Here is a 21,038-nt window from a genome sequence, read left to right as displayed (position 1 = left end):
GGCAAGATGGTCCCTAAGCTGGTTAACGATCTGGTCGTTGGCCATGTTGGTCGGCATTGCACAGCAGCGAGCGAGCGTCGCTGCCGACGCTGTGGTGATCGATTCGGTCGTCCTCCGGCCCCTCGTCGAGGCGGAAGTTCCCGCACGACAGACGGGCGTCTTGGCCAGCATTGCCGTGGAGGAAGGCGCCTCGGTGCAAGCGGGCGACCTCTTGGCGTCACTCGACGATCGGGCCGCGAAGCTGGCCGTCGCCAAAGCGGAACTAGAGCGAGCCCAGGTCCATGCGAAAGCGACCAATGAGTTGCGGATCGAGTACGCCGACAAGGCGCTGGAAGTGGCGCGCGCTGAAATGATGCGATCCAGCGAATCGAACGACAAGTTTGCGCGGAGCATCTCGCAGTCGCAGCTCGACGTCGAACGGCTCACTGTCGAGAAGCTCGAACTGGAGCGACGACAGGCTGAGCACGACCTGGAGATCGACCGCTTTGAATTGCAGCTCAAGGAGAATGCGGTGGAGACGGCGAAGCTAGATCTCGACTTGCATGGGGTTCGAGCCCCGTTTGCCGGCGTCGTCGCGCTGGTGCGGGGAAGGGCAGGGGAGTGGGTCGAGCCCGGAGCGCCCGTGCTGCGATTGGTCGCCGTCGACCGGCTGCGAGCGGAGGGTTTCGCCCCGGCGAGCATCCTGGGCAAGGTTGCCGTCGGTAGCCGAGCGACGTTCGCGGCAAGTCGCGACAACGACGCGGTTTCCGCTGCCGGCGGCGTCGAAGGAGTTCTGAAGTTTATCAGCCCCGAGATCGATCCGGTCACGAGTCAAGTCCGCGTCTGGGCGGAGATTGACAACCGCCAAGGCGAGCTGCGACCAGGCGAGCACGGAGAGTTGAAGCTCCAGACGACGGAAGCGAATTAGCGTCTCCATTGTATGTCGAACATCGATTATCGCCGCGCCGCCGCTGATCGCATTTTGCCGTTGCGCGCGCGTGGCGACCTGCGGATCGTCGAAATGCAATTCGGCGGCGACGCCGCCTACATGGTGCAGGACCCGGTAACCGGCGAGGCGTTTCAATTCTCCAGCGAGGAACATGCACTGCTGGCCGCGCTGAGACAACCCGTGAGCTTGCGCATGCTGCAGCGCGAGCTCGAAACCGCCTTCGCCCCCCGGCGCGCGACGGTCGAGCAGATTCAACAGTTCGTCGACAGGCTCTATGAACAAGGATTGCTCGTCTCCGAGACTGCCGGTTGCGGGGACGAACTATACCAACGGGGCCGACTCCAACGGCGACAGGAGCGTTGGTCGAACTTATTGCAGGTGTTGTCGCTGCGGCTTGGCGGTTTCGACGTCGGGCCCACCGTCGATCGAATCTATCGTGCCGTCGATTGGGCCTTCTCGCGGGTCGGCTTGGCGGTCATCGTGGCGTTGGCAATCGGCGCGCTGGCGACTGCCCTTGGTCGAGCGAGCGAGATTGGCTTGAACCTTGCCGGCCTCGGCGACTTAGTCAGTCCCCGCCTGTGGCCAGTGTGGGTCGGCGCCGTGATCGCCGTCAAAGTGGCGCACGAATTCGGCCATGCCTTGGCGTGTCGCCATTTCGGGGCGCGACCGCGTGAAATGGGGGTGCTGCTGCTGGCCGGCTTTCCGAGTCTGTACTGCGACGTCTCCGATGCGTGGCGCCTGCCGAGCAAGTGGCAGCGCATTGGCGTTTCCGCCGGCGGGATGTTCGCCGAACTGCTGATTGCCTCAACGGCCATACTGGTATGGAGTCGCACGGAGCCAGGGATCGTCCACGCCATGGCGCTGAGCCTGGTGGTGGTCTGCTCGGTCGGGACGCTGGCGATCAATGCCAATCCGCTGTTGCGTTACGACGGTTACTACATCCTTTCGGATCTGCTCGAAGTGCCGAACCTCGCCGAGCGGGCGCGAAAATTAGTCGGAGGAGCTTGGCGAAACTGGCTGCTCGGCGAAGCGACGCCGGTCGATCCGCTGCTCTCGCCGGCCAAGCGACGAGCGCTATGGCTTTACGCCATCGGCTCGAAGATTTACATGGCACTCGTCCTGGGCGGTCTGCTGATTCTGCTGCTGCGCGTCGCACGGCCGCTTCAGCTGCAGAATCTCGTTTATGCGTTCGCTCTCGTCACGCTCGCAGGCATGTTGGCTCGGCCGGCCATGGCCGCGTTTCGCATGGCAACCAATCCCGCCGTCCGTGCGCGGCTGCGTTGGGATCGCATGGGAGCGTCGTCGTTGATGTTGTTCGCTGCGCTCACGGCGATTTGCTGTGTGCCCATGCAGCGGCGGGTTGCGGCGCCCGTGGTGATCGTGCCGGCGGAAGCCCACCCGCTTTTCGCCGCCGTCGGCGGGGAACTGCGATTTGCGGCGCCCGTCGGCGCCGAAGTCGACCAGGACGACGTCGTCATCAAATTGAGCAACCCAGAGCTTGAACAGGCTCTGCTGGAGGCGCAAGGTCTCGTTCGTGAGCGCCGCGTTCGCCTCGCTCAACTCCGGACGCTGCAGTCGTCGCTCCCGGCAGCGAGCCGACAATTGCCGACTGCTCGCGCTGAGTTGGCTGCCGCCGAGGCAGAGCTGGCCGAGCTTCGGGCGCAGGTCGACGCGCTAACCATTCGTGCGCCCCACGCGGGACGCGTCCTGGCCGCTCCCGAAAGGCACGCCAGCCGCGAAGCCGGCGATCGTCTTCCCGTTTGGCACGGCTCGCCGCTCGCTGCGGAGAACCTCGGCGCGTGGATCGAACCCCAGACGCCTCTCTGCGTGATCGCCGCCGGCAAAGGCGTTGTCGCGTGGGCCGGCGTCGAGCAGGCGGACGCGCCGACAGTAGCCCCCGGCCAGGCAGTACGATTGCTGGTCGCAGAACAGCCCTTCACGCCCCTCACCGGGCGCGTCGTGCAGGTTGCGCGGCGGGCGCGCCGTAACCACGAAGACGCGGCCGGCAAAGGTCCAGCGCAGCAGTCGCCCCTGGGCGACGATCGCTACCATGTCGTGCAGATCGAAGTCGACGGCGACGGGGCGCCGCTGCTGCCGGGCGCCCGCGGCGTGGCGAAGATCAATACTGACGAGAGCAACATCGGCACGCTGGTAATGAACTCGCTGCGCCAGACGTTTTTGCGAGTGTTTTAGCTATGTGCGCGCGAGGAAGTCGCCGGGGTCGGGACGACCCGGCTCGCTCTAAGGAATCAAGAACACCAATCCCACCGCGACGCCGGCTTCCACGGCAGCGGCACGCGTGTCCCAGGGTAGGTAGTTGCGCTGCCACGGCACGCGATCGCCAGGGCGATAGTAGCCAAGCGTATAGACGCATTCACGCGGCGGGTTGACGACCATCTTGTAGGGGAGCGCCGGCACCGTCAGAAAGAAATGAGCTCCAGATGCGAGCGGCTGCATGCAGGGCCGGCAGCCATAGCCATAACGCTCCAGATTTACTTCCTCAAAGTACAGCGGCTGGTGGCAAAACTGCGTCGCCGACCAGTTGAACAGCTGGTCTCCCCAACCCCCTTCCAAGCGTTGATCGCCCACCAGCGGCATCACCACTGGCGGCGGGTCGCCCTCCTGCCGAGCCAAAGCCCCCGGCATCTCGCCCGGCGGCAACGCTGTGTTGACCGTCACTTGCCCAATCGGCCGGTAAATGCGTCGAGCGTCGGCTTCCGGATCGTTGAGCGGTTCTTCCTGGGCGTCGATTGTTTCAGCGGCGTTGGCGGCCTCCTCCCGTTCGGTGGCGATAATCGCGTCCTCCACAGCCGGCTGACCTAGCGATGGCGGCTGCCGCAGGGGGGCCACCGGCGGCTGGAACGCTGCGGGAATGGCTATCCCAGGCGTTGCTTCGGCAAAGCGATCGGCCGCCGGGGCAGCGCCCGCGTTGCCAAAAAGTGCCGCCGCGACCAGACCGCAACCGAGCGACGCCAGCCATTGGCGGCGACAGCTGCTCCGAAAATGGTTTGTTCCCGCCATGCCGATTCGCACCGAGTTCAAGATCGCCCGTAGTTACCGGAGTGGGCTCGTTTCGAGAAGACGCCCTATCGACCAGTTTTCGGTTCGCTACAACCGGCGCCTTCAGCAGATGTGGCGGCGCCCGCAAAGTCTGCCAGCGCAGGCGATCAGCGGCGCAAGATGTTTGACACCCTGGTGAAATTCACCGGATAATCGAGGCTGACGCGAACCGTCCGGCGGCGCTCTGCTACGCAAACTTTTCCCAGCTGAATTGATCGACGCCTTATGGCCACTCCTCCGCGCCGCCGTTCCCGGTCGCACGCACCTCGCCCAACCAACCCGATTCAACGCCGGCGTCGAGCCTTCGTGGCGGTTGAACGGCTCTGGGGACGGCTTGCCGATTTATTGGGAGCGGGGCCAAGAAAGCCGACCACGCCTGCGTTTACGCTCGCGTCGCGACGGCTTGAACCACGGCGCATGCTCGACGCCGCCGGACCTGCGCTGGCGCTAGAGACCGTCGCCGTCTCGACGGCGATCGCGCCGACGAGCGACGACCCGGCTGCAACTCCGCCCGTTGCCAACCTCAATGGCAACACGGCGCCGAGCGACATTGTCATCCAGACCCCGATCGTCATCAACGAGAACGGCGTGGCGACGCTGTCGCTCACGTTTAACGACCCCGATGCGCTCGACGCGCATACGATCGAAGTCGATTGGCAGGACGGCACTACCGAATCATTCTCGCTTGCCGCCGGAGTGACGAGTTTCTCCACGACTCACCAATACCTCGATGACAATCTGCCCGGTCCCGCGACGGAAGACTACGACGTTGCGGTGCGCGTGATCGATTCGGCCGGCGAGTTTGCCGATGAGACGTCCAAGATCACGGTGCTAAACGTCGCTCCTGCCAATCTTCAGATTTCACCGGTGACGCCAATCAACGAAAACGGCGTCGCCACGCTGCAACTTTCCTTCGACGATCCCGGAACGGTCGACGACCACACAGTCGAAGTCGATTGGGGCGATGGTTCCGCGGTTCAGGTCTTTACCGTACCGACCGGCGATCGCACGTTCTCGGCGACGCACAAGTACCTTGACGACAATCCCACTGGCACGGCGTCGGACAGCTACGCCATTCATGTGCGCCTGACCGATGACGACCTTGGCGAGACGACGGCCGCCACCGTCGCCAAAGTCAACAACGTTGCGCCGTTCAACGTGCAGATTCAATCGATCCAGCCTGTAAACGAGGATGGCGTGGCGTCGCTGGCCATCGCGTTCAACGACCCGGGCACGCTCGACAGTCACACGGTGGAAGTCGACTGGGGCGACGGGACCGTCGAGACGCTGTCAGTCGCCGTCGGCGCGAGAAATCTGGCGGCGAGTCACCAATACCTCGACGACAATCCAACGGGCACGTCGTCGGACGTGTACGCCGTGAAGGTGCGCGTGTTGGATGACGACCTTGGCGAGGGAAGTGCAACCAAGGGAGTGACCGTCGTCAACGTGGCGCCGTCAAACGTGCAAATCAACCCAATCGCGGCGATTGACGAGAACGGCGTCGCCGTCCTGAACCTCGCGTTCAACGACCCCGGAACGCTCGACAGCCACACGGTCGAGGTGGACTGGGGCGACGGCACGGTCGAAACGCTCGCGGTGGCGGCCGGCTCGCAAACATTCACCGCCAATCACCAGTACCTTGACGACAATCCCACCGGCACCGTGGCGGACGTCTACACCGTAAACGTCAAGGTTCGCGACGACGACGGCGGCCAAGCGAGCGGCAGCGCCACGGCAAAGGTGCTGAACGTCCCCCCCAGTAATGTCGTCGTCTCGCCGGTGGCGACGATCACCAATGAGGGGACGCAGGTCAACCTGGGCATCGCGTTCGATGACGTTGGCTCCCAGGATACGCACCAGGTAGAGATCAATTGGGGCGACGGCAACGTCACGACCGCCACGGCCGTCGGGCACGCCCTGAACGCGAATCACACCTACGGCGACAACGGCACGTACGCCGTCATCGTCAAAGTGACCGACGACGACGGCGGCGCAGGCTTTGGTTCGGCGGCCGTGCAGGTCAACAACGTGGCGCCGTCGAATGTTCAGATCCAGCCGATTGCCGCGATCGACGAGAACGGCGTTGCGACGCTGGAGTTGACGTTCGACGATCCGGGTACGCTCGACAGCCACACGGTCGAGGTCGACTGGGGCGACGGCACGGTCGAAACGCTCGCGGTGGCGGCCGGCTCCCGGACATTTACCGCCACCCATCAGTATCTCGACGACAATCCGACGGGGACGTCGTCGGACGTATACACGGTGAACGTCAAGGTCCGCGACGACGACGGCGGCCTCGCAACAGCGTCGCAGACGGTGCAGGTCTCGAACGTGGCGCCGTCGAATGTTCAGATCCAGCCGATTGCCGCGATCGACGAGAACGGCGTTGCGACGCTGGAGTTGACGTTCGACGATCCGGGCACGCTCGACAGCCACACGGTCGAGGTCGACTGGGGCGACAGCACGGTCGAAACGCTCGCGGTGGCGGCCGGCTCTCGGACATTTACCGCCACCCATCAGTATCTCGACGACAATCCGACGGGGACGTCGTCGGACGAATACACGGTGAACGTCAAGGTCCGCGACGACGACGGCGGGCAGGCGACGGCGAACTCTACGGTGAACGTGTCGAATGTCGCGCCCAGCAACGTTCTCATTGCACCGGTTGGGAGCAGCATTGCGGAGGGGGGCGGAGTGAACCTCGGGATCACGTTCGACGATCCAGGTTCGCAAGACTCCCACCAAGTTGAAATCAATTGGGGCGACGGACAGGTGACGACCGGCACGGCGACTGGCTATACGTTCAGCGCCAGTCACGTCTACGCCGATAACGGCACGTACGCTGTGCACGTCAAGGTGGTCGACGACGATGGCGGCGTCGGCAACAGCTTGGCGACCGTCTTCGTGGCGAACGTGGCGCCGAGCGTCACAGTCGTCGGACCGCAAACTGTCAACGAAGGTTCGCTCCTCTCGTTGACCAACATCGGGCAGTTTACGGACCCCGGCTTTGATAACCCGCTCAACGCGGGCAACATTCTCACCGGGGGCGAAACGACTGAAGAGTTCACCTACGAAATCAACTGGGGCGACGGCTCGGCAGTGGAGTCGGGCCTCCCCACGATCGACCAGATTGGTTCCGAAGGGAACGCCACGGCCGGTTCGTTCGACGCGAACCACATCTATGCCGACAACGGCGTCTATACCGTTACGGTCACTGTCAAGGACGACGACGGCGGCGTTACGGTGAAGCAGTTCCAAGTCACCGTGCAGAACGTCGACCCGACGCTGACCTTCACGAACCCATCGATCGTCGTCGACGAAGGGGCGCCGATCACCTTGGCGGGACTGGGAGTTGGCGCCGCCGATCCAGGATTCGACAACGATGCCTTGGGGACCCAGGAAACGTTCCAAGGAGCGACGGTCGATTGGGGCGATGGGTCCGCTTCAGATTCACTGACGGTCAGCGTCGGCGCCAAGGGGAGCGCGGGCAATGCAACGACTGGCGTCTTTGCGCATGCGGCCCACCATTACGCCGACAATGGCATTTACACCGTCACGGTCCGGTTCAAGGATGATGACGGCGGCTTTGTCGATCGGACGTTTACAATCTCCGTGGAGAATGTGGCCCCGTCGCTCGACCTGACGACAGACGTCTTCGTCATTAACGAAGGCGACACGCTCAATCTGCCGAACTTGGGAACGTTCAGCGATCCGGGTTTTAACAACCCGAGCAATCCCAGTGGCGCCTCGCAAGAGTCGTTCAAGTACACGATCAATTGGGGCGACGGCACGACTGAAACCGGCGTGTTGCCCGCGAGCGTTGCCAACGGTTCCCCAGGCGTGGCGACGATCGGCACGCTCGTCGATTCGCATCTTTACGCCGACAACGATGCCGACAACAAGTACACGATCACGGTGACGCTGGAGGATGACGACGGCGGCACGGTGACCAAGGCGATCGAAGTGACGGTATTGAACGTCAACCCCGCGCTCAACCCCATCGTTGCCACCGACGTCAACACGAAAGGCCAGACCACGCTTACCCTGCAGTTCGACGATCCGGGCGCCGATGAGTTCGACGTCGTCGTCGACTGGGGCGATACAGTCGAAACAATTCACGTCCCGGCGAACTCAAAAGGTCAGCCGCTTACCTACACGCACACTTACTCCGGCCCGCCCGACCCGCTCAACCCCACGGCCGATATCACGATCACGGTGCAGATACTCGACGACGACTTTGGCACGCCGGGCGTGGCGGCGAACGGGGCGAGCAACGTCGAGGCGGTCGCGATTTCGCAGCCAGGTTTAGGAGCCGAGAAGTTCCGCATCGACACGACGCCTCAAGTCGCCATCCTTACCTTCCCGGATCGTCAGGTCGTCCCGCTGTTGCGGACCAACGTCGACGCGCGGCTCGCAACCACGACCACTGTGGACGTCGGCGGCGGCGGCGGCGACGCCCGTGCGACCAGCGAGCGATTTCTGGAACTTCGCGTGATCAATCCCGACGGGACCGAAGGACCCGGCTATCGGTTGCCGGCGAAGGTTCTGAACAATCTGCCGGCTCTCTTTCGCAACCTGCCCGACAACCATTACAAGATTTTCCTGGTTCAGTCGGAAACCAATAGTCGACGGCTCGTGATCGAAGTCTTTGTGCGGAATGGCAAGCTGATCGACCCAGGGGACGACAGCGAGGGGGCCCGCGACCGGCCGCCGACCGAAGAGTCGACGACTCGTCCCGTCGATCAGCAGCCGGCCGCAGCAGAGCAAGGCGAACCGGCCCCCGTCGCCGGGGAGCCGGTCGAGCCGCAGGCTTCGTCCCAGTGGCGTCATGGCCCGCGCTCGTCGACGGCGATTTATCACAGCGCGACGCTGGCGGGCGTCGCGATCGCGCTGTCGGGCGCCGGGAAGAATTCCTTCCGCACGCTGGAGGAGGCCCTTGCACGGGCGAAGCCCGACCAGTGGAAACGGCTGCGCTCGGCGGCAACTCACCGCCCCAAGAAGCCCCGCTAGCCGGCAAATTCGCTCCGATCGGCCTCGACGGGGCATTTGCCCCCCCCCAGCCGGAGGGCCACGCCCTTCGGGCGTCCTGCCCGCCTGGCAGGCCCATGGGCGTCGGTGATTACAATCAAAGCTTACACTCGGCCCCGCCATGCTGTGCTTAGTGACGAACCTGGCTTCCCAAGCGGGCGGCAAGGTGCTTCGCTCTGCTTGGCATGATGCATAACGTTCGTTCCAACCACGACGCATGTCCGCCTGCCCTAACTGCCAACATCCGATGGACGAAGCCGCCAGCAAGGCGGGGCGCTGCCCGTCGTGCGGCGCGGTCGTTCGGCAGTTGCCGCGGCGGAATATCGCTGAGCCGAACGATCTGGAGAACGACGCGGAGCGCGTGCGGCCAAGCAAAGCTCCCACCGACGCCGGGCCCGAGGCGACGATCGCCGACTTCAAAGCCGTCGAGCCGTCATCCGCGGCCCAAGGGAAGTGGTTCCTGTCCGAGCAGCCGGAGACGCCGGCGGTAACGTCGCTCAGCAGCAACGAGATGACAATCGAGTTGCCGCCTACCGGGAGCTCGTCGAGCGAGACGGTCGTCTCGCTTGAACTCATCGACACGAGTCAAGTCGAGCTCTCCGACGACCAACCCGACGTGGTTCCGAAGACGGTCGCCTTCAATGCCGAGCAGACGGTGCAGTTCCTCGGCGGCTCGTCGGCAGTCGACGACAGCATGCTGACGTCGCATTGGGAAGGGGCCATCGACGGCAAGGCGGCCGATCCCAACGTCACGATCAAACAGAAGGAAACGATCACCGGCTCGTTCGTCACGAGCTCGTCGTTGATCGTGAAGTCGCGCACCGTGCGGCCCCCCGGCGCTTCGAGCATGGTGACGACGTCGCCCGCCGACGCCCCCGACTACGAACTGCTGAACGTCATCGGCGAGGGGGGGATGGGCGTCGTCTACGCGGCGCGACAATCGTCGATCGCGCGGACCGTCGCCCTGAAGATGCTCAAGGGCGACGACAGCAAGAACGCCGCCCAGCGCGAAAAGTTCATTTCCGAAGCAGTCGTCACGGGCGAGCTTGATCATCCGAACATCGTCCCGATCTACGATCTGGGCGCCAATAACGACGGTGCTCTCTTCTACTCGATGAAGCGAGTCAAGGGGACGCCGTGGAACAAGGTGATCAAGGAGCGGTCGCTTGACGAGAACCTGACGATTCTGCTGCGTGCCGCCGACGCGGTGGCGTTCGCACACGTCAACGGCGTGATCCATCGCGATCTGAAGCCCGAGAACATCATGCTCGGCGACTTCGGCGAAGTGCTGGTCATGGACTGGGGCCTCGCACGGGTTAGTCCCGACTTCCCCAACGCGGCGAGCGTCTCGCAGTCGGACGCCATGGGCGGCACGCCGGCTTACATGGCGCCCGAGATGGCGACGGGGCCGATCGACAAGATCACCACGGCCAGCGACGTCTATCTGCTCGGCGCCATCCTGTTCGAGATCATCACTGGCAGGCCGCCCCACAGCGGCAAGACCGTGATGGCCTGCCTCTTCTCGGCAGCCAAGAACCAGATTGTCGAAACCAAGAAGTCCGGCGAGTTGGTCGAGATCGCCATGAAGGCGATGGCGACCGACATGGCGGAACGCCATGCGAGCGTCCCCGAGTTCCAGCGGGCGGTGCGGGAATATCAGTCCCATTCGCAAAGCATCCAGCTCGTCGAACATGCGCAGCGGAACTTGCAGCTCGCCGAAGAGCGACAAGATTACGAGCTGTATGCCCGCGCGACCTACGGACTGGAGGAAGCCCTCGCCCTGTGGGACGGCAATCATCGCGCGTCATCGTTGCTCGACTCGGCTCGCGTCGATTACGCCAAGTTGGCTCTTGCCAAGGGCGACTTCGATCTCGGCGTCTCGCTGCTCGACCAGCAACGCGAATCGCATCGCGAAACGCTGGCCGAGTTGCAACGCGGGCTCGCCGAACGCGAGTCGCGCAAGCGGCGCATCAAGCTGCTCAAGGGCGCCGTCGCGGCGCTTGTGGCGTCGGTCATCGGCATCGTCTCGATTGCCTTCGTCGCCGTGCGCTCGCAGCGCGACGAAGCGGTCTCGCAGCGGAATCGCGCCGTCACCGCCGAGGCCGAAGCGACGAAGAATTTTCAAGAGGCCGAAGTCGCTCGCGGTCGCGCCGAGGTAGAGGCGGAGCGAGCCCGCGAAGCAGAAGGTAGAGCGGAGTCTAATCTCGCAGATGCCCTTAGGGAGCGAAACAGGGCCGAGAAAGCAAAAACAGCTGAAGAATACGCCGCTTACGTCGCACGAATCGGACTGACCAAAGCGAAGATCGAGGAAGGCTCGTTCGATCGGGCGGCCGAACTGCTCGCCCAGTGCCCGCCCGATCTCCGCGGCTGGGAATGGGGCCGGCTCGATTTCCTGTGCAACTTGGCCGATCGCTCCTGGAAGAATGCCGCGCCGATCGACGCTGCTGCGTTCGCCCCCGATGGCGTTCATGCGGCCACGGGCGACTGGGACGGCAAGGCGATCATTTGGAACTTGCAAACCGGCAAGCCCGAACGCGAGTTTCCGCAAGGCGAGTACGTCCACGCCGTCGCGTACGATCAGGCTGGCCAGCGTCTCGCCGCCGGCGGCAGCGACGGCAGCGTTCACATTTACCGCGTCGACACGGGCGAACTGCTCGCCAAGCTCCAGGGCCACGAGGATGCAGTCCTCAGCGTCCGTTTTTCGCCGGACGACCGTTACCTGCTCACCAGCGGATACGACCAGACGGCGCGACTTTGGGACCTCGCGACCGGCCAGCAGTTGCAGGCTCTGAAGGGCCACAGCTGGTGGGTCTGGTCGGCCGAGTTCTCCCCCGACGGACAGCAGATCGTGACGACGGGGCAGGATGGCAAGGCGATCGTTTGGCGCCGCGCCACCCCGCACTCCCCGACCGATGGCGGGTCCGCACCAGCTGCCGTCGCAGCCTCAAGCGCGCCGTTCGAAAAGTTGACGGAGTTCACTGGCCATCGCGGACCTGTCTACGCAGCCCGTTTTTCCCCCGCCGGCGATCAAGTCGCTACTGCCGGTTACGACGGTCGCGTGCTGCTGTGGCGGCCCAATGAAGCGCAGGGCGTCGACATCGCCCGTCGCCTCGATGGCATCCCCGACCCGCCGGCGCAGCAGACCGAACTCCTGGCGCACCGCGGTCCGGTGCGCACGCTCGCGTTTGCCCCTGACGGCAAGACGCTGGCCAGCGGCGGCCAAGACGACGTCGTCGTCGTTTGGAACCTCGAGACGGGCAAGCCGCTCAAACAGCTGCGCGGCCACGCCAGTCACGTACGCAGCGTCGCCTACTCGCCCGATGGCCAGTTGCTCCTTTCCGGCGGTCGAGACGCGCAAATCAAACTCTGGCGCCCTGCAACGTACGCCGAACAGCGCGAGTTGGCGGCTGGCGACGAAGATTCCCGCGACGCGATTCTCTCGGCGCGGTTCTCGCCCGACGGCCAGCAGATCGTTACCGCTGGCCGCGATCGAACGGCTTCTGTCTGGAACGCCAACTCGTTGGAACGACTCGAGCATCTAGCCGAGGGACATGACTTTCTCGCGAGTTCGGCCATTTTCTTTGGCGACGGTTCGAGGCTCGCTACCGGCGCCGGCGACGGCACCGTCCGCCTATGGGACGTCGCCACTGGAGCCGAGACCCGACGTCTCGACGACACGGGCCGCACGGCCGCGCTTGACGTGAGCGACAACGCTGAGCTGATCGCGACCGGCGGCGACGCAGGAACAGCGATTGTTTGGGACGCGAACAGCGGGGATCGAGTGGCGACCCTCGCTGGCCACGATGCGGAGGTCACCGCGCTCGCTTTCGCACCGGGCGGCAAACTGCTCGCTACCGGCGACGATCGCGGCGACTGCCGACTGTGGCGTTTTGATCCCGCCCTCAACGAATGGCAGGCTGGTGAGTGGCTGCGCGGCCATAGCCGCACAATTACCGCAATGACGTTCGCCGACGATGGCGCCCGGCTCATCACCTCCAGCGGCGACAACACGTGCGGTCAGTGGGACGTCGCCGCCGCCCAGGAGATCCGCGCCGGCGTCCTCAAACATCCGGAATGGGTGACCGACGTTGCCGTCAGTCAGGATGGCCGCGTCGCGCTCACATCATGCGACGACGGCAAGCTGCGACTTTGGTCGCTCGCCGACGCGAAGCTGCTCCGCACCATGGCGTCGCCATCGAAGTCCGCCGCGACGACGGCCATGCCAGAAACGGAAACCGCCTTCACGTCCATCGACATGTCCCGCGATGGTCAACTGGCGATCACCGCCTGCGCCGCCGACGGAACCGTCAGACTATGGAATCTCGCCGACGGCGAAGAACTCGTCGCCGCTGATGGCGGCCCCTGGCTCAACCTCGGCGATCGCGGCGGTCTCGTCTGGGCCGCACGATTTGCGCCGCACGATCGGGGCGTGCTCGTCATCGGCGGCAACGACGCCCGGATTTTCAGTCTCGACAGTCGCGCGCTTGAAGTTCGCTTCAGTCCCCACGGCGTCGTCGCCTCCGCCGACCTTTCGCCCGATGGCAAGCATGTCGCCACCGGCAGCTGGGATCGCTCCGCCAAGATCTGGGATCGCGCCACCGGCAAAGTTCTCGTCAAACTCGACGCCATTCACAATGGCTTCATCAATAGCGTTCGGTATTCCCCCGACGGGTCCAAGCTAATCACTGCCAGCGACGACGGCACGGCCAGACTATGGAACGCCGCCGACGGGGCCCGTCTCGAACCTGTTTTCGGCGACGGCAAGTCGCGGCTCCGCGACGCGACCTTCTCGCCTGACGGAAAGCGAGTGGTCACCGCAGCGAACGACAAAACGGCCAAGGTCTACGACGCCGCCAGCGGTAACCTGTTGCTGACGCTTGCCGGGCACGAGTGGGCTGTTCGCAGCGCGGATTTCTCCGCCGACGGCCGTTGGGTGATCACCGGTAGCGACGACAATACGGCGATTGTCTGGGATGCAGCGAGCGGCCAGCGCCAGCAGACGCTCGCCGGGCACACCGGCGCCATCACTAGCGTCGCCCTGTCGGCGGACGGTCGCCGTGCCATCACTGGCAGCGAGGACAACGGCGTCAAGCTCTGGGACGCCGCCACGGGCAAAGAGCTCCTCACCCTCGCCGGGCACGGCGAGGAGGTGACGGCCGTCAGCTTCTCTCCCGATGGCAGCCAGATTCTCACCAGCGGCCGCGACGGCCGCGCCCTCCTCTGGCCGACGCTTCCTTGGACCGCAGCTGAATAGCTAAATCGCGTGACAGTTCGCGGTAGCGTCATTCTTCGCTGCGCTCAGCATGGCGGACGTTACGCTGCTCTGAAGCTCGCTCCATAGGGCCAGGAGTTCCCGACTCCGGCGCTTGTCGCGTTGCGGTGCTAGCGTCGCGCTTCCGCCGCCCCTCTCGCGACAATCCTCAAGATCGCCGCAACCCCTTCCGATACCTCCTTGGGCGGATCGTCCTGTCGCGCGCTCATTGCGCCAGCAGGCGGCCATCCCGTCCCTAGCACCACTCCTCGGCATTTGCCACGTGAGCCACGACACCACCAATGCTGGCTTCGATCCGCTCGCCGCGCCGCCGCGCGAGGGCGAGGGGATCGTCAAGTGGCCGATCCTCGCGCAGCTGCCTTGGGTGGGAGAATCTGATTCGTTGGAAGAGCCGGCAGCGTCGCCAGCCGACATCTTGCCGTTCGGCCAGTCGGCGCCTCAGCCCTTCGCGCCAACGCCCTTCGAGTCCGACGTCGTCGCTCCGCAACTGAGGATCGTTGATCCCGCATTGCCCGCTGGCGAAGAGTTCGTGGCTGTCGAGCCGCTTAACCGTCGCCTCGACCGTCCAACCACGGCAGCGCGCACACTGGCGGACGGCTCGCGCCTAAACCTCCATCGGTTGCCGCCCGACTTATCGCCCGCGACGCCATCAGCGGCTGACTTCGAAACGTCACGTCCCGCGATCAGCGCGGCAAACCCGCAGCGTCAATACCGCCGCATCGATCCGCCGCAACCCCTCACCGGCGAGGGCGTCGCACTCCACCACCCGCATGAGTCATTTGCCGCGCAGCTCTACCAGTGGCACGCCGCGCGAAAGCCGCGGACAGCTCTCATCGCCATGAGCTTGCTCCTGCTGGGCGCTGGCGGCCTGTATCTGTTCACGACCGGTCGTCGAGCGCCCGAGCCGCGCGAAGCCGCCGCGCCGCCGCTATGGGAAGTCCAACCCCTCGCCCCCGCGCACAGCTTACCGAACGCGACGCTCGCGGCGCCCCTGCCGCCGAATCCGACGCTCGATCTTTCCACCGGCGCGCCGACGATTCCCGTTGCTCCGCCGGCGACGAACGATTCGCAGCCGCCGATCACCAACAAGTCGAGTGACGAAGCGGACGATCCGATTGCCGCGTGGCTCAACCAGCAGCCGCAATTGCCGCAACTAACGGCTTCCAAGGATGGAACTGAATATCCTGCGCCTGCCCCGCCGCCGGCGGAGACGAGCGCTAACAGCTCCGCGGAGCCGCCAGTGGAGCCGGCCATCCCGGTTGAGGCGGCCACCAGGCAGGCCGATCCGCCGATCACGCCCACTCCCGTGCTCCCCTCGCTGACGTCGACGTCGCCCTATCCGACGACGCCTTATCCCCCATTTCCCGCGACGCTCGCCTTGCCGCTGACGAACGCCTGGCCCCCCGCTGTCGCCGAGACAGTCGGTCCCGCATTCGCTCCGCCGCAATCGCCGCGCTAGTGATTCCCTCAGGAGCGACTCGATGAGCGCGATCGATCAGGCGTTCATTCGCGCCTACGAAGTCGATGCAGCCGCAGCGGCGCCATCGCCGCGGTTATCAGTAAACGTGGCTGCGCGAAGTTCGATAGCGCCGCCGGCAAAGGTCGTGGAGTCCATTGCGGTGCAGGCAATGGATGCCGCCGTTGCTCAGCCGCAAGCAAAGCAGGTGACTTTCGCATCATCGGCGCCGGCGTTCTCCGTCGCGACCGGCCCCCAGAGCCGACCGATCGAGTCCGCCGAAGCAACTGTCCAACGCAGGCCCAGCCTGCCGCCGCGGTCAACCGAGCGTCGCCCGCTGTCGACGTACGCCCAACCTGCGCAAATCGTTGAAGCCCGCTTCAAGCCGACGCTCGAAGTCGATTCCTTTCGTTGGTCAGCGGTCAGCCAACAACTTGTTCGACGCTGCCGCCAACAGTTGCAACCCGCCGTCGACGCGATCGTCGCCGCCGACGACGTGGGCCGCAGCCTGCTGGGCATTGGCGCACAGGTGGGCGGAGCCGGTTGCACCACCCTGGTCGCCTGCCTCGCGCGGCTGCTGGTTGAGGCCGGCAAGTCGGTCGCCATCGTCGACGCCAACTTCGCGAAGCCTGGGCTTGCCCTCCACTTGGGGCTCGCAACGGAGGTCGGTTGGGAAGACGTTCTCTCCGGCCGCGTTTCTCTTGCCGAGGCGGTCATTCACTCGCTCGGCGACAGAATAGCGTTGCTCCCCTTGGCCATCGGCGGACCTGCCGCGGCCAGTCGACTCGAAACAATCCATGCCTCGGTCACCGCAGGCGTCCTGCGTTATCATTACGACGTGGTCCTGTTTGATCTTGGCGTCGTCGCCGATCCCCAACAGGGACCCGTTGCGCGGCGCGTGATCCAGCAGTGCCGTCTCGATGGGGCGCTCGTCGCCGCCGGCCGCGGCGCGACTTCGGCTCAGCCGCAGCAGTTGCTGCGGGCCGCTCCTGAACTTGCAACGATCTGCCTCGGCGTGGTCGAAAATCAACTCCGCGTCGCCTAACTTTCACCGCGAGCCGACATGTATCTCGATTACTGGCAACTCGACGCGAAGCCCTTCGAACCAGGCTGCGACGACCGTACGTTCTTTCGCGGCGCCGCCTTTCAGTCGGCGATCAACAAACTGCGCTATGCGATTGAAAACAACCGCGCCGCCGGCCTCCTCGCCGGACCCGCGGGGGTCGGCAAAACGCTCCTCGTCGAATCGCTGCGTCAGCAGCTTGGCGCGGATTACCAGCCGTTTGTGCGCGTCGTCTTTCCGCAGATGAGCGATCGCGATCTGCTGGTGTATCTCGCCGAGCAGCTCGGCGCCCCGCCGGCTGATCCGCCGCGCCATACCATCGAGGAGAGCCTACGGCGCTTGGAGTACATTCTCGCCGACAACGTAAGCCGTAAACGACGCGCCGTCGTGGTCGTCGACGAAGCCCACCTCCTCGAAGACAGCGGTCTGCTCGAGCCGCTACGCTTGCTGCTCAATCTCGGTTCTAGCGGCGCGCCGCCGTTCACGCTGCTGCTGGTCGGCCAGCCGACGCTCGGTCCGATCGTCCAACGCCACGGCGGTCTCGATGAACGAGTCGATATCAAGGTCTTGCTGCCCGCTCTGTCGTTGGAAGAAACTGCTAGCTACGTCACGCATCGCCTCGAAGCCGCCGGCGCCACGCGCGAAATTTTTGCAGCCGACGCCCTGAAGACGATTCACCAGCTTACCGGCGGCATTCCGCGCCGGATTAATCGACTCTGCGACCTCGCCCTGTTGGTGGGCTTCGCCAATGGCCAGCACGCGATCGACGCCGAGTCGCTTCACGCCATTCACGGCGAACTCGTCACCGTTCCTGCCGCGGCGTAGCACGTCCCACGCGTTTCGGACAAAAAGGGCGAGCCTGGGCGTCCCCGGCGCCGGAGCATCGGGTTAAAATACCGCCATGCCCTCCGACGACCTTCGCCAACTTGCGCAACTGCTTCTGGCCGGCCAATGCGATCTCGAGCAGTTTGTTGCGCTCGCCGCTGCCGGTCCGGCTCACGCCGTCAGTGCGCCGGACGCGATGGTCGACGTCGATCGCGCTCGTCGCTGCGGCTTTCCCGAAGTTATTTTCGGCGAGGGGAAGTCGCCGGAGACGATCGCGGCAATCGCCCAGCAGCTTCTTGACCGGGGCCAATCAGTTCTCGTCACGCGCGTCGACGCGCTCAAGGCGACCGCTCTGGCGACCATGCTGCCGAGCCTCCAATACAACGAACTGGGACGAACCATCCGGTTCGATTTGCCACGCTCTGAGCCGTCGTCGGAGCGTCGTGGTCGCGTCGCCGTCATCACCGCCGGGACAAGCGATCTGCCCGTCGCCGAAGAAGCTCGCGAGACTCTCAATTGGATGGGCGTTGATGTGAAGCTCGTCCAAGACGTCGGCGTGGCCGGCCCGCATCGTTTGCCCGCCCGGCTAGCCGAGTTCGCCGAGAGCGACGCCGTGGTCGTCGTCGCTGGCATGGAAGGCGCGTTGCCTAGCGTCGTCGGCGGCTATGTCGCTTGTCCGGTCTTTGCCGTGCCGACCAGCGTCGGCTACGGCGCCAACTTCGGCGGCGTTTCGGCGCTGCTGTCGATGCTTAACAGCTGCGCCGCAAACGTCGCCGTCGTCAATATCGACGCTGGCTTCAAGGCAGGCTATCTCGCGGGACTCGTGGCAACGCGCGCCCATCGACCCTCTCACGGCGAATAAGCGACATGATCGACGTTACGGACGAGCCGCTCACGACGCTCCCGCCGCGCCAGCGCGACGGACACAAAGGCGACTACGGTCGCGTGCTGGTGATCGGGGGCTCGCGCGGAATGGGCGGCGCACCGGCCATGACCGGCCTGGCGACGCTCCGCAGCGGCGCCGGGCTGGTCACGGTAGCGACCCCCGCGTCGACCCAGCCGATTGTTGCGACGTTCAGCCCCTGCTTCATGACGCTGCCCCTGGTCGAGGACGATTACGGCATCGCCGACTATGCCAACGTCGTCGACCTCATCGCCGCCCGCGAGCAGTTCGACGTCTGGGCCATCGGACCAGGACTCGGGCGGAGCGACGGCGTCACGGAGTTGGTCGCCCAACTCTATCGCGAGATCCCTCGGCCGATGGTCGTCGACGCCGACGCCCTCAATGCGATGGCAGCGTCGCTCAAGCGGAACCCGCAGGCGCTTGCCAATCCCGCCGGCCCGCGGGTACTAACCCCGCATCCTGGAGAGTTTGCTCGACTCGCGGGCGCGATGCCTGGGGCCGCAACGACCGATCGAGTGACCGCGGTCGCGAATTTCTGCGAGCGCGATCCGTCCGGGAAGCTGACGGTCGTTCTAAAGGGGCGCCACTCGATCGTGTGCGACGGCCCACGATTCGCCGTCAACGGCACGGGCAACCCCGGGATGGCCACGGGCGGCACGGGCGATTGCCTCACGGGCATCGTCGCCGGTTTGCTCGGTCAACGCCTTGCCCCGTGGGACGCCGCCCGCCTCGGGATGCATCTGCACGGAGTCGCCGGCGACCTCGCCGCGATGAAACTGGGCGAAGTCTCGCTGATCGCCAGCGACCTGCTGACTTACTTGCCCGAGGCCTTCAAAGCCTGCTGAACCTTCGGCGCCGGTCCCGATTCGAGCTGAGCAGCGGGCCCGTCCGCCGCCGTGGCGCTCGGCAAGGCGCCGTTGGCGTGGCCTGCCCATTGCACCGAGAGCTGCGCCTCGAAAACTTCCTCAAACAACTCCGCCCGCCGTCGGCACGACCAGATGTCGACCTCGGGATACTCATCGGCGCTAACGGTGAGCACGACTTGCCCCGGCGCGCCGTTGACCTTCACGTCGCGAATTGTCTGGTTGTGGCTCCGATCAAGCCCGCCAGCCACCCGCAGGACGCCCGCCAGCTGTCGAACGCGCAAGCGGTCCGCTTCGTTCAGCTCGCTGAAATTCTCATGCTTCTTTTTCGGAGCCGATCCCCGATGATACCGCGCCACGTTGGCAATGATCTCTAACTCCTCGGGACGAAATCCCTCGAGGCGGCTATGGAGAATCAGGTGGTATGAATGCTTGTGATGTCCTTCGTAGTTGATCAAGTAGCCGACGTCCTGCAGCCGCGCCGCCGTCTCTAGCAGACGGCCGTCGCCCGCCGGTAGTTCGTAAAACTCGCGCAGCCCGGCGTAAATCTCCACGGCGAGCTTCGCCACATGCCGCGAGTGCACCATGTTCACGCCGCAAGCTTCCGCGAAGCGGTCGATCTGCTCGTCCTGGTTCGGCGAGGCGATAGCGCTGGTCCCTTGCAGCTGATCGATCATCGTCAACAGCAGCCCGTCCCGCACGCCATAGGCGTGAACCTGCAGCGTGTTGACGCGGAACCGCCGCATCAGGCCGTCGATAACCGCCAACCCCGGGATGATGATGTCGATCCGGTCGGCGTTCAGCCCGGGCGTCGCTTTGCGCTCTTCGGGCTTCATCTTGCGGAGCCGATCGATCAGGTGGCAGACGTCGGCCCGCGTTGCCCGATAGCCCGCGGCCGGCAGCCGCGAGAGGCCGCGGCCCGCCATCAGCATGCTGGCGAGGCTCGTAAACGTGCCGCCGGAACCGATGAGCAGATGGAGCGGCGCCGCCGGCTTTTCGGTCGTCTTCCGCAACTCGCGATCGATCCAGCGCTTCATCGGCAGGAACTTTTCGTCCAGCGTCAGATCGTCGCCAAACTTCTCCGCGAGCCGCACCGCGCCCAGCTGCGTAGCGTAGACCGCTTCGATCAGTTCGCCGTTAGCGAGCACGATTTCCGTGCTCCCGCCGCCGATATCCGCGAGGACGGTGTTCTTCCCTACCAAGTCGAACCGCCGCCGCACGCTCTGGAACGCGAGGTGCGCCTCCATGTCGGCGTCGATCACTTCGATTTCCAGACCCAGCTCGTCCTGCACACGTTGGCAGAACGCGACGCCGTTGGTTGCCTCACGCACCGCGCAGGTTGCGATCGCGCGGATTCCTTCCACGCCGAAGCCCGTGATAATCGACTTGAACCGTCGCAGCGCCGTGAGCGAATCCTCGATCGACTTCTCGTCGAGATCGCCGTTGGCCGCGAGCGAGCGGCCGAGGCGGGTCGTCTCGCGTTCTTCGTCGAGAATTCGATAGCGGCCGCCGGCTTGGGCCTCGGCCACAACCAGACGGATGCTGTTGCTCCCAACGTCGATCGCCGCGAGCCGCGGGACCACGTCGGGCGCCAAATACGTTTGTTGCTCACTCATGCGCTAGCGCGGGCTCGTTTTGA

The 21,038-nt window shown here is 64.9% G+C and carries 11 protein-coding genes; 9 read left to right on the top strand and 2 right to left on the bottom strand.

Annotation, left to right across the window (positions count from 1 at the left end; translation table 11 throughout):
- Nucleotides 1-43 precede the first annotated feature (43 nt).
- Both I41_RS24345 and I41_RS24340 read left to right on the top strand, forming a co-directional pair.
- Nucleotides 44-907 (top strand): efflux RND transporter periplasmic adaptor subunit, encoded by an 864-nt coding sequence (locus tag I41_RS24345; protein WP_246133898.1) that lies wholly within the window; start codon nucleotides 44-46, stop codon nucleotides 905-907.
- Between the two features lie 12 nt (nucleotides 908-919).
- Nucleotides 920-3,121 (top strand): HlyD family efflux transporter periplasmic adaptor subunit, encoded by a 2,202-nt coding sequence (locus tag I41_RS24340; RefSeq protein ID WP_145435624.1) that lies wholly within the window; start codon nucleotides 920-922, stop codon nucleotides 3,119-3,121.
- Nucleotides 3,122-3,169: 48 nt separating this feature from the next.
- On the opposite strand, the gene I41_RS24335 is transcribed toward I41_RS24340, so the two are convergent.
- The gene (locus I41_RS24335) at nucleotides 3,170-3,949 is read right to left on the bottom strand and encodes a hypothetical protein (protein WP_145435623.1); all 780 of its coding nucleotides are present in this window, start codon (nucleotides 3,947-3,949) and stop codon (nucleotides 3,170-3,172) included.
- A 456-nt stretch (nucleotides 3,950-4,405) separates the two neighbouring features.
- On the opposite strand from I41_RS24335, the gene I41_RS24330 reads away from it, so the two are divergent.
- The 7 genes from I41_RS24330 (at nucleotide 4,406) to I41_RS24300 (ending at nucleotide 19,381) form a co-directional block, all read left to right on the top strand.
- Nucleotides 4,406-8,998, top strand: coding sequence for a beta strand repeat-containing protein (locus I41_RS24330; protein WP_145435622.1), 4,593 nt, complete (start codon nucleotides 4,406-4,408; stop codon nucleotides 8,996-8,998).
- 235 nt (nucleotides 8,999-9,233) lie between these two features.
- Nucleotides 9,234-14,270, top strand: coding sequence for a WD40 domain-containing protein (locus I41_RS24325; RefSeq protein ID WP_145435621.1), 5,037 nt, complete (start codon nucleotides 9,234-9,236; stop codon nucleotides 14,268-14,270).
- A gap of 280 nt (nucleotides 14,271-14,550) precedes the next feature.
- On the top strand, nucleotides 14,551-15,747 hold the full coding sequence (locus I41_RS24320; RefSeq protein WP_145435620.1) for a hypothetical protein: 1,197 nt from the start codon (nucleotides 14,551-14,553) through the stop codon (nucleotides 15,745-15,747).
- 22 nt (nucleotides 15,748-15,769) lie between these two features.
- Nucleotides 15,770-16,789: a cellulose synthase operon protein YhjQ/BcsQ gene (locus tag I41_RS24315; RefSeq protein ID WP_145435619.1), complete on the top strand. Its 1,020-nt coding sequence runs from the start codon at nucleotides 15,770-15,772 to the stop codon at nucleotides 16,787-16,789.
- Nucleotides 16,790-16,807: 18 nt separating this feature from the next.
- Complete coding sequence (locus I41_RS24310; protein ID WP_145435618.1) at nucleotides 16,808-17,632, top strand: ExeA family protein; 825 nt, start codon at nucleotides 16,808-16,810, stop codon at nucleotides 17,630-17,632.
- Nucleotides 17,633-17,708: 76 nt separating this feature from the next.
- A complete protein-coding gene (larB, locus tag I41_RS24305; RefSeq protein WP_145435617.1) occupies nucleotides 17,709-18,494 on the top strand; it encodes a nickel pincer cofactor biosynthesis protein LarB in 786 nt (261 codons plus the stop codon).
- A 5-nt stretch (nucleotides 18,495-18,499) separates the two neighbouring features.
- Nucleotides 18,500-19,381 carry an NAD(P)H-hydrate dehydratase gene (locus tag I41_RS24300; RefSeq protein ID WP_145435616.1) on the top strand — a complete coding sequence of 294 codons (882 nt, stop codon included), beginning with the start codon at nucleotides 18,500-18,502 and terminating at the stop codon, nucleotides 19,379-19,381.
- On the opposite strand, the gene I41_RS24295 is transcribed toward I41_RS24300, so the two are convergent.
- Nucleotides 19,351-21,015 (bottom strand): Ppx/GppA phosphatase family protein, encoded by a 1,665-nt coding sequence (locus I41_RS24295; RefSeq protein ID WP_145435615.1) that lies wholly within the window; start codon nucleotides 21,013-21,015, stop codon nucleotides 19,351-19,353. The genes I41_RS24300 and I41_RS24295 overlap by 31 nt on opposite strands.
- Between the last annotated feature and the right edge of the window lie 23 nt (nucleotides 21,016-21,038).

This window comes from Lacipirellula limnantheis (genome assembly GCF_007746075.1).
GTDB lineage: Bacteria > Planctomycetota > Planctomycetia > Pirellulales > Lacipirellulaceae > Lacipirellula > Lacipirellula limnantheis.
This window is presented reverse-complemented; position numbering and strand designations above follow the sequence as displayed.

What these genes read in the sequence shown, in the direction of transcription:
- I41_RS24345 (WP_246133898.1), top strand. Translation starts at nt 44, where the DNA reads ATGTTGGTCGGCATTGCACAGCAGCGAGCGAGCGTCGCTGCCGACGCT.
- I41_RS24340 (WP_145435624.1), top strand. Translation starts at nt 920, where the DNA reads ATGTCGAACATCGATTATCGCCGCGCCGCCGCTGATCGCATTTTGCCG.
- I41_RS24335 (WP_145435623.1), bottom strand. Translation starts at nt 3,949, where the DNA reads ATGGCGGGAACAAACCATTTTCGGAGCAGCTGTCGCCGCCAATGGCTG.
- I41_RS24330 (WP_145435622.1), top strand. Translation starts at nt 4,406, where the DNA reads ATGCTCGACGCCGCCGGACCTGCGCTGGCGCTAGAGACCGTCGCCGTC.
- I41_RS24325 (WP_145435621.1), top strand. Translation starts at nt 9,234, where the DNA reads ATGTCCGCCTGCCCTAACTGCCAACATCCGATGGACGAAGCCGCCAGC.
- I41_RS24315 (WP_145435619.1), top strand. Translation starts at nt 15,770, where the DNA reads ATGAGCGCGATCGATCAGGCGTTCATTCGCGCCTACGAAGTCGATGCA.
- I41_RS24310 (WP_145435618.1), top strand. Translation starts at nt 16,808, where the DNA reads ATGTATCTCGATTACTGGCAACTCGACGCGAAGCCCTTCGAACCAGGC.
- larB (WP_145435617.1), top strand. Translation starts at nt 17,709, where the DNA reads ATGCCCTCCGACGACCTTCGCCAACTTGCGCAACTGCTTCTGGCCGGC.
- I41_RS24300 (WP_145435616.1), top strand. Translation starts at nt 18,500, where the DNA reads ATGATCGACGTTACGGACGAGCCGCTCACGACGCTCCCGCCGCGCCAG.
- I41_RS24295 (WP_145435615.1), bottom strand. Translation starts at nt 21,015, where the DNA reads ATGAGTGAGCAACAAACGTATTTGGCGCCCGACGTGGTCCCGCGGCTC.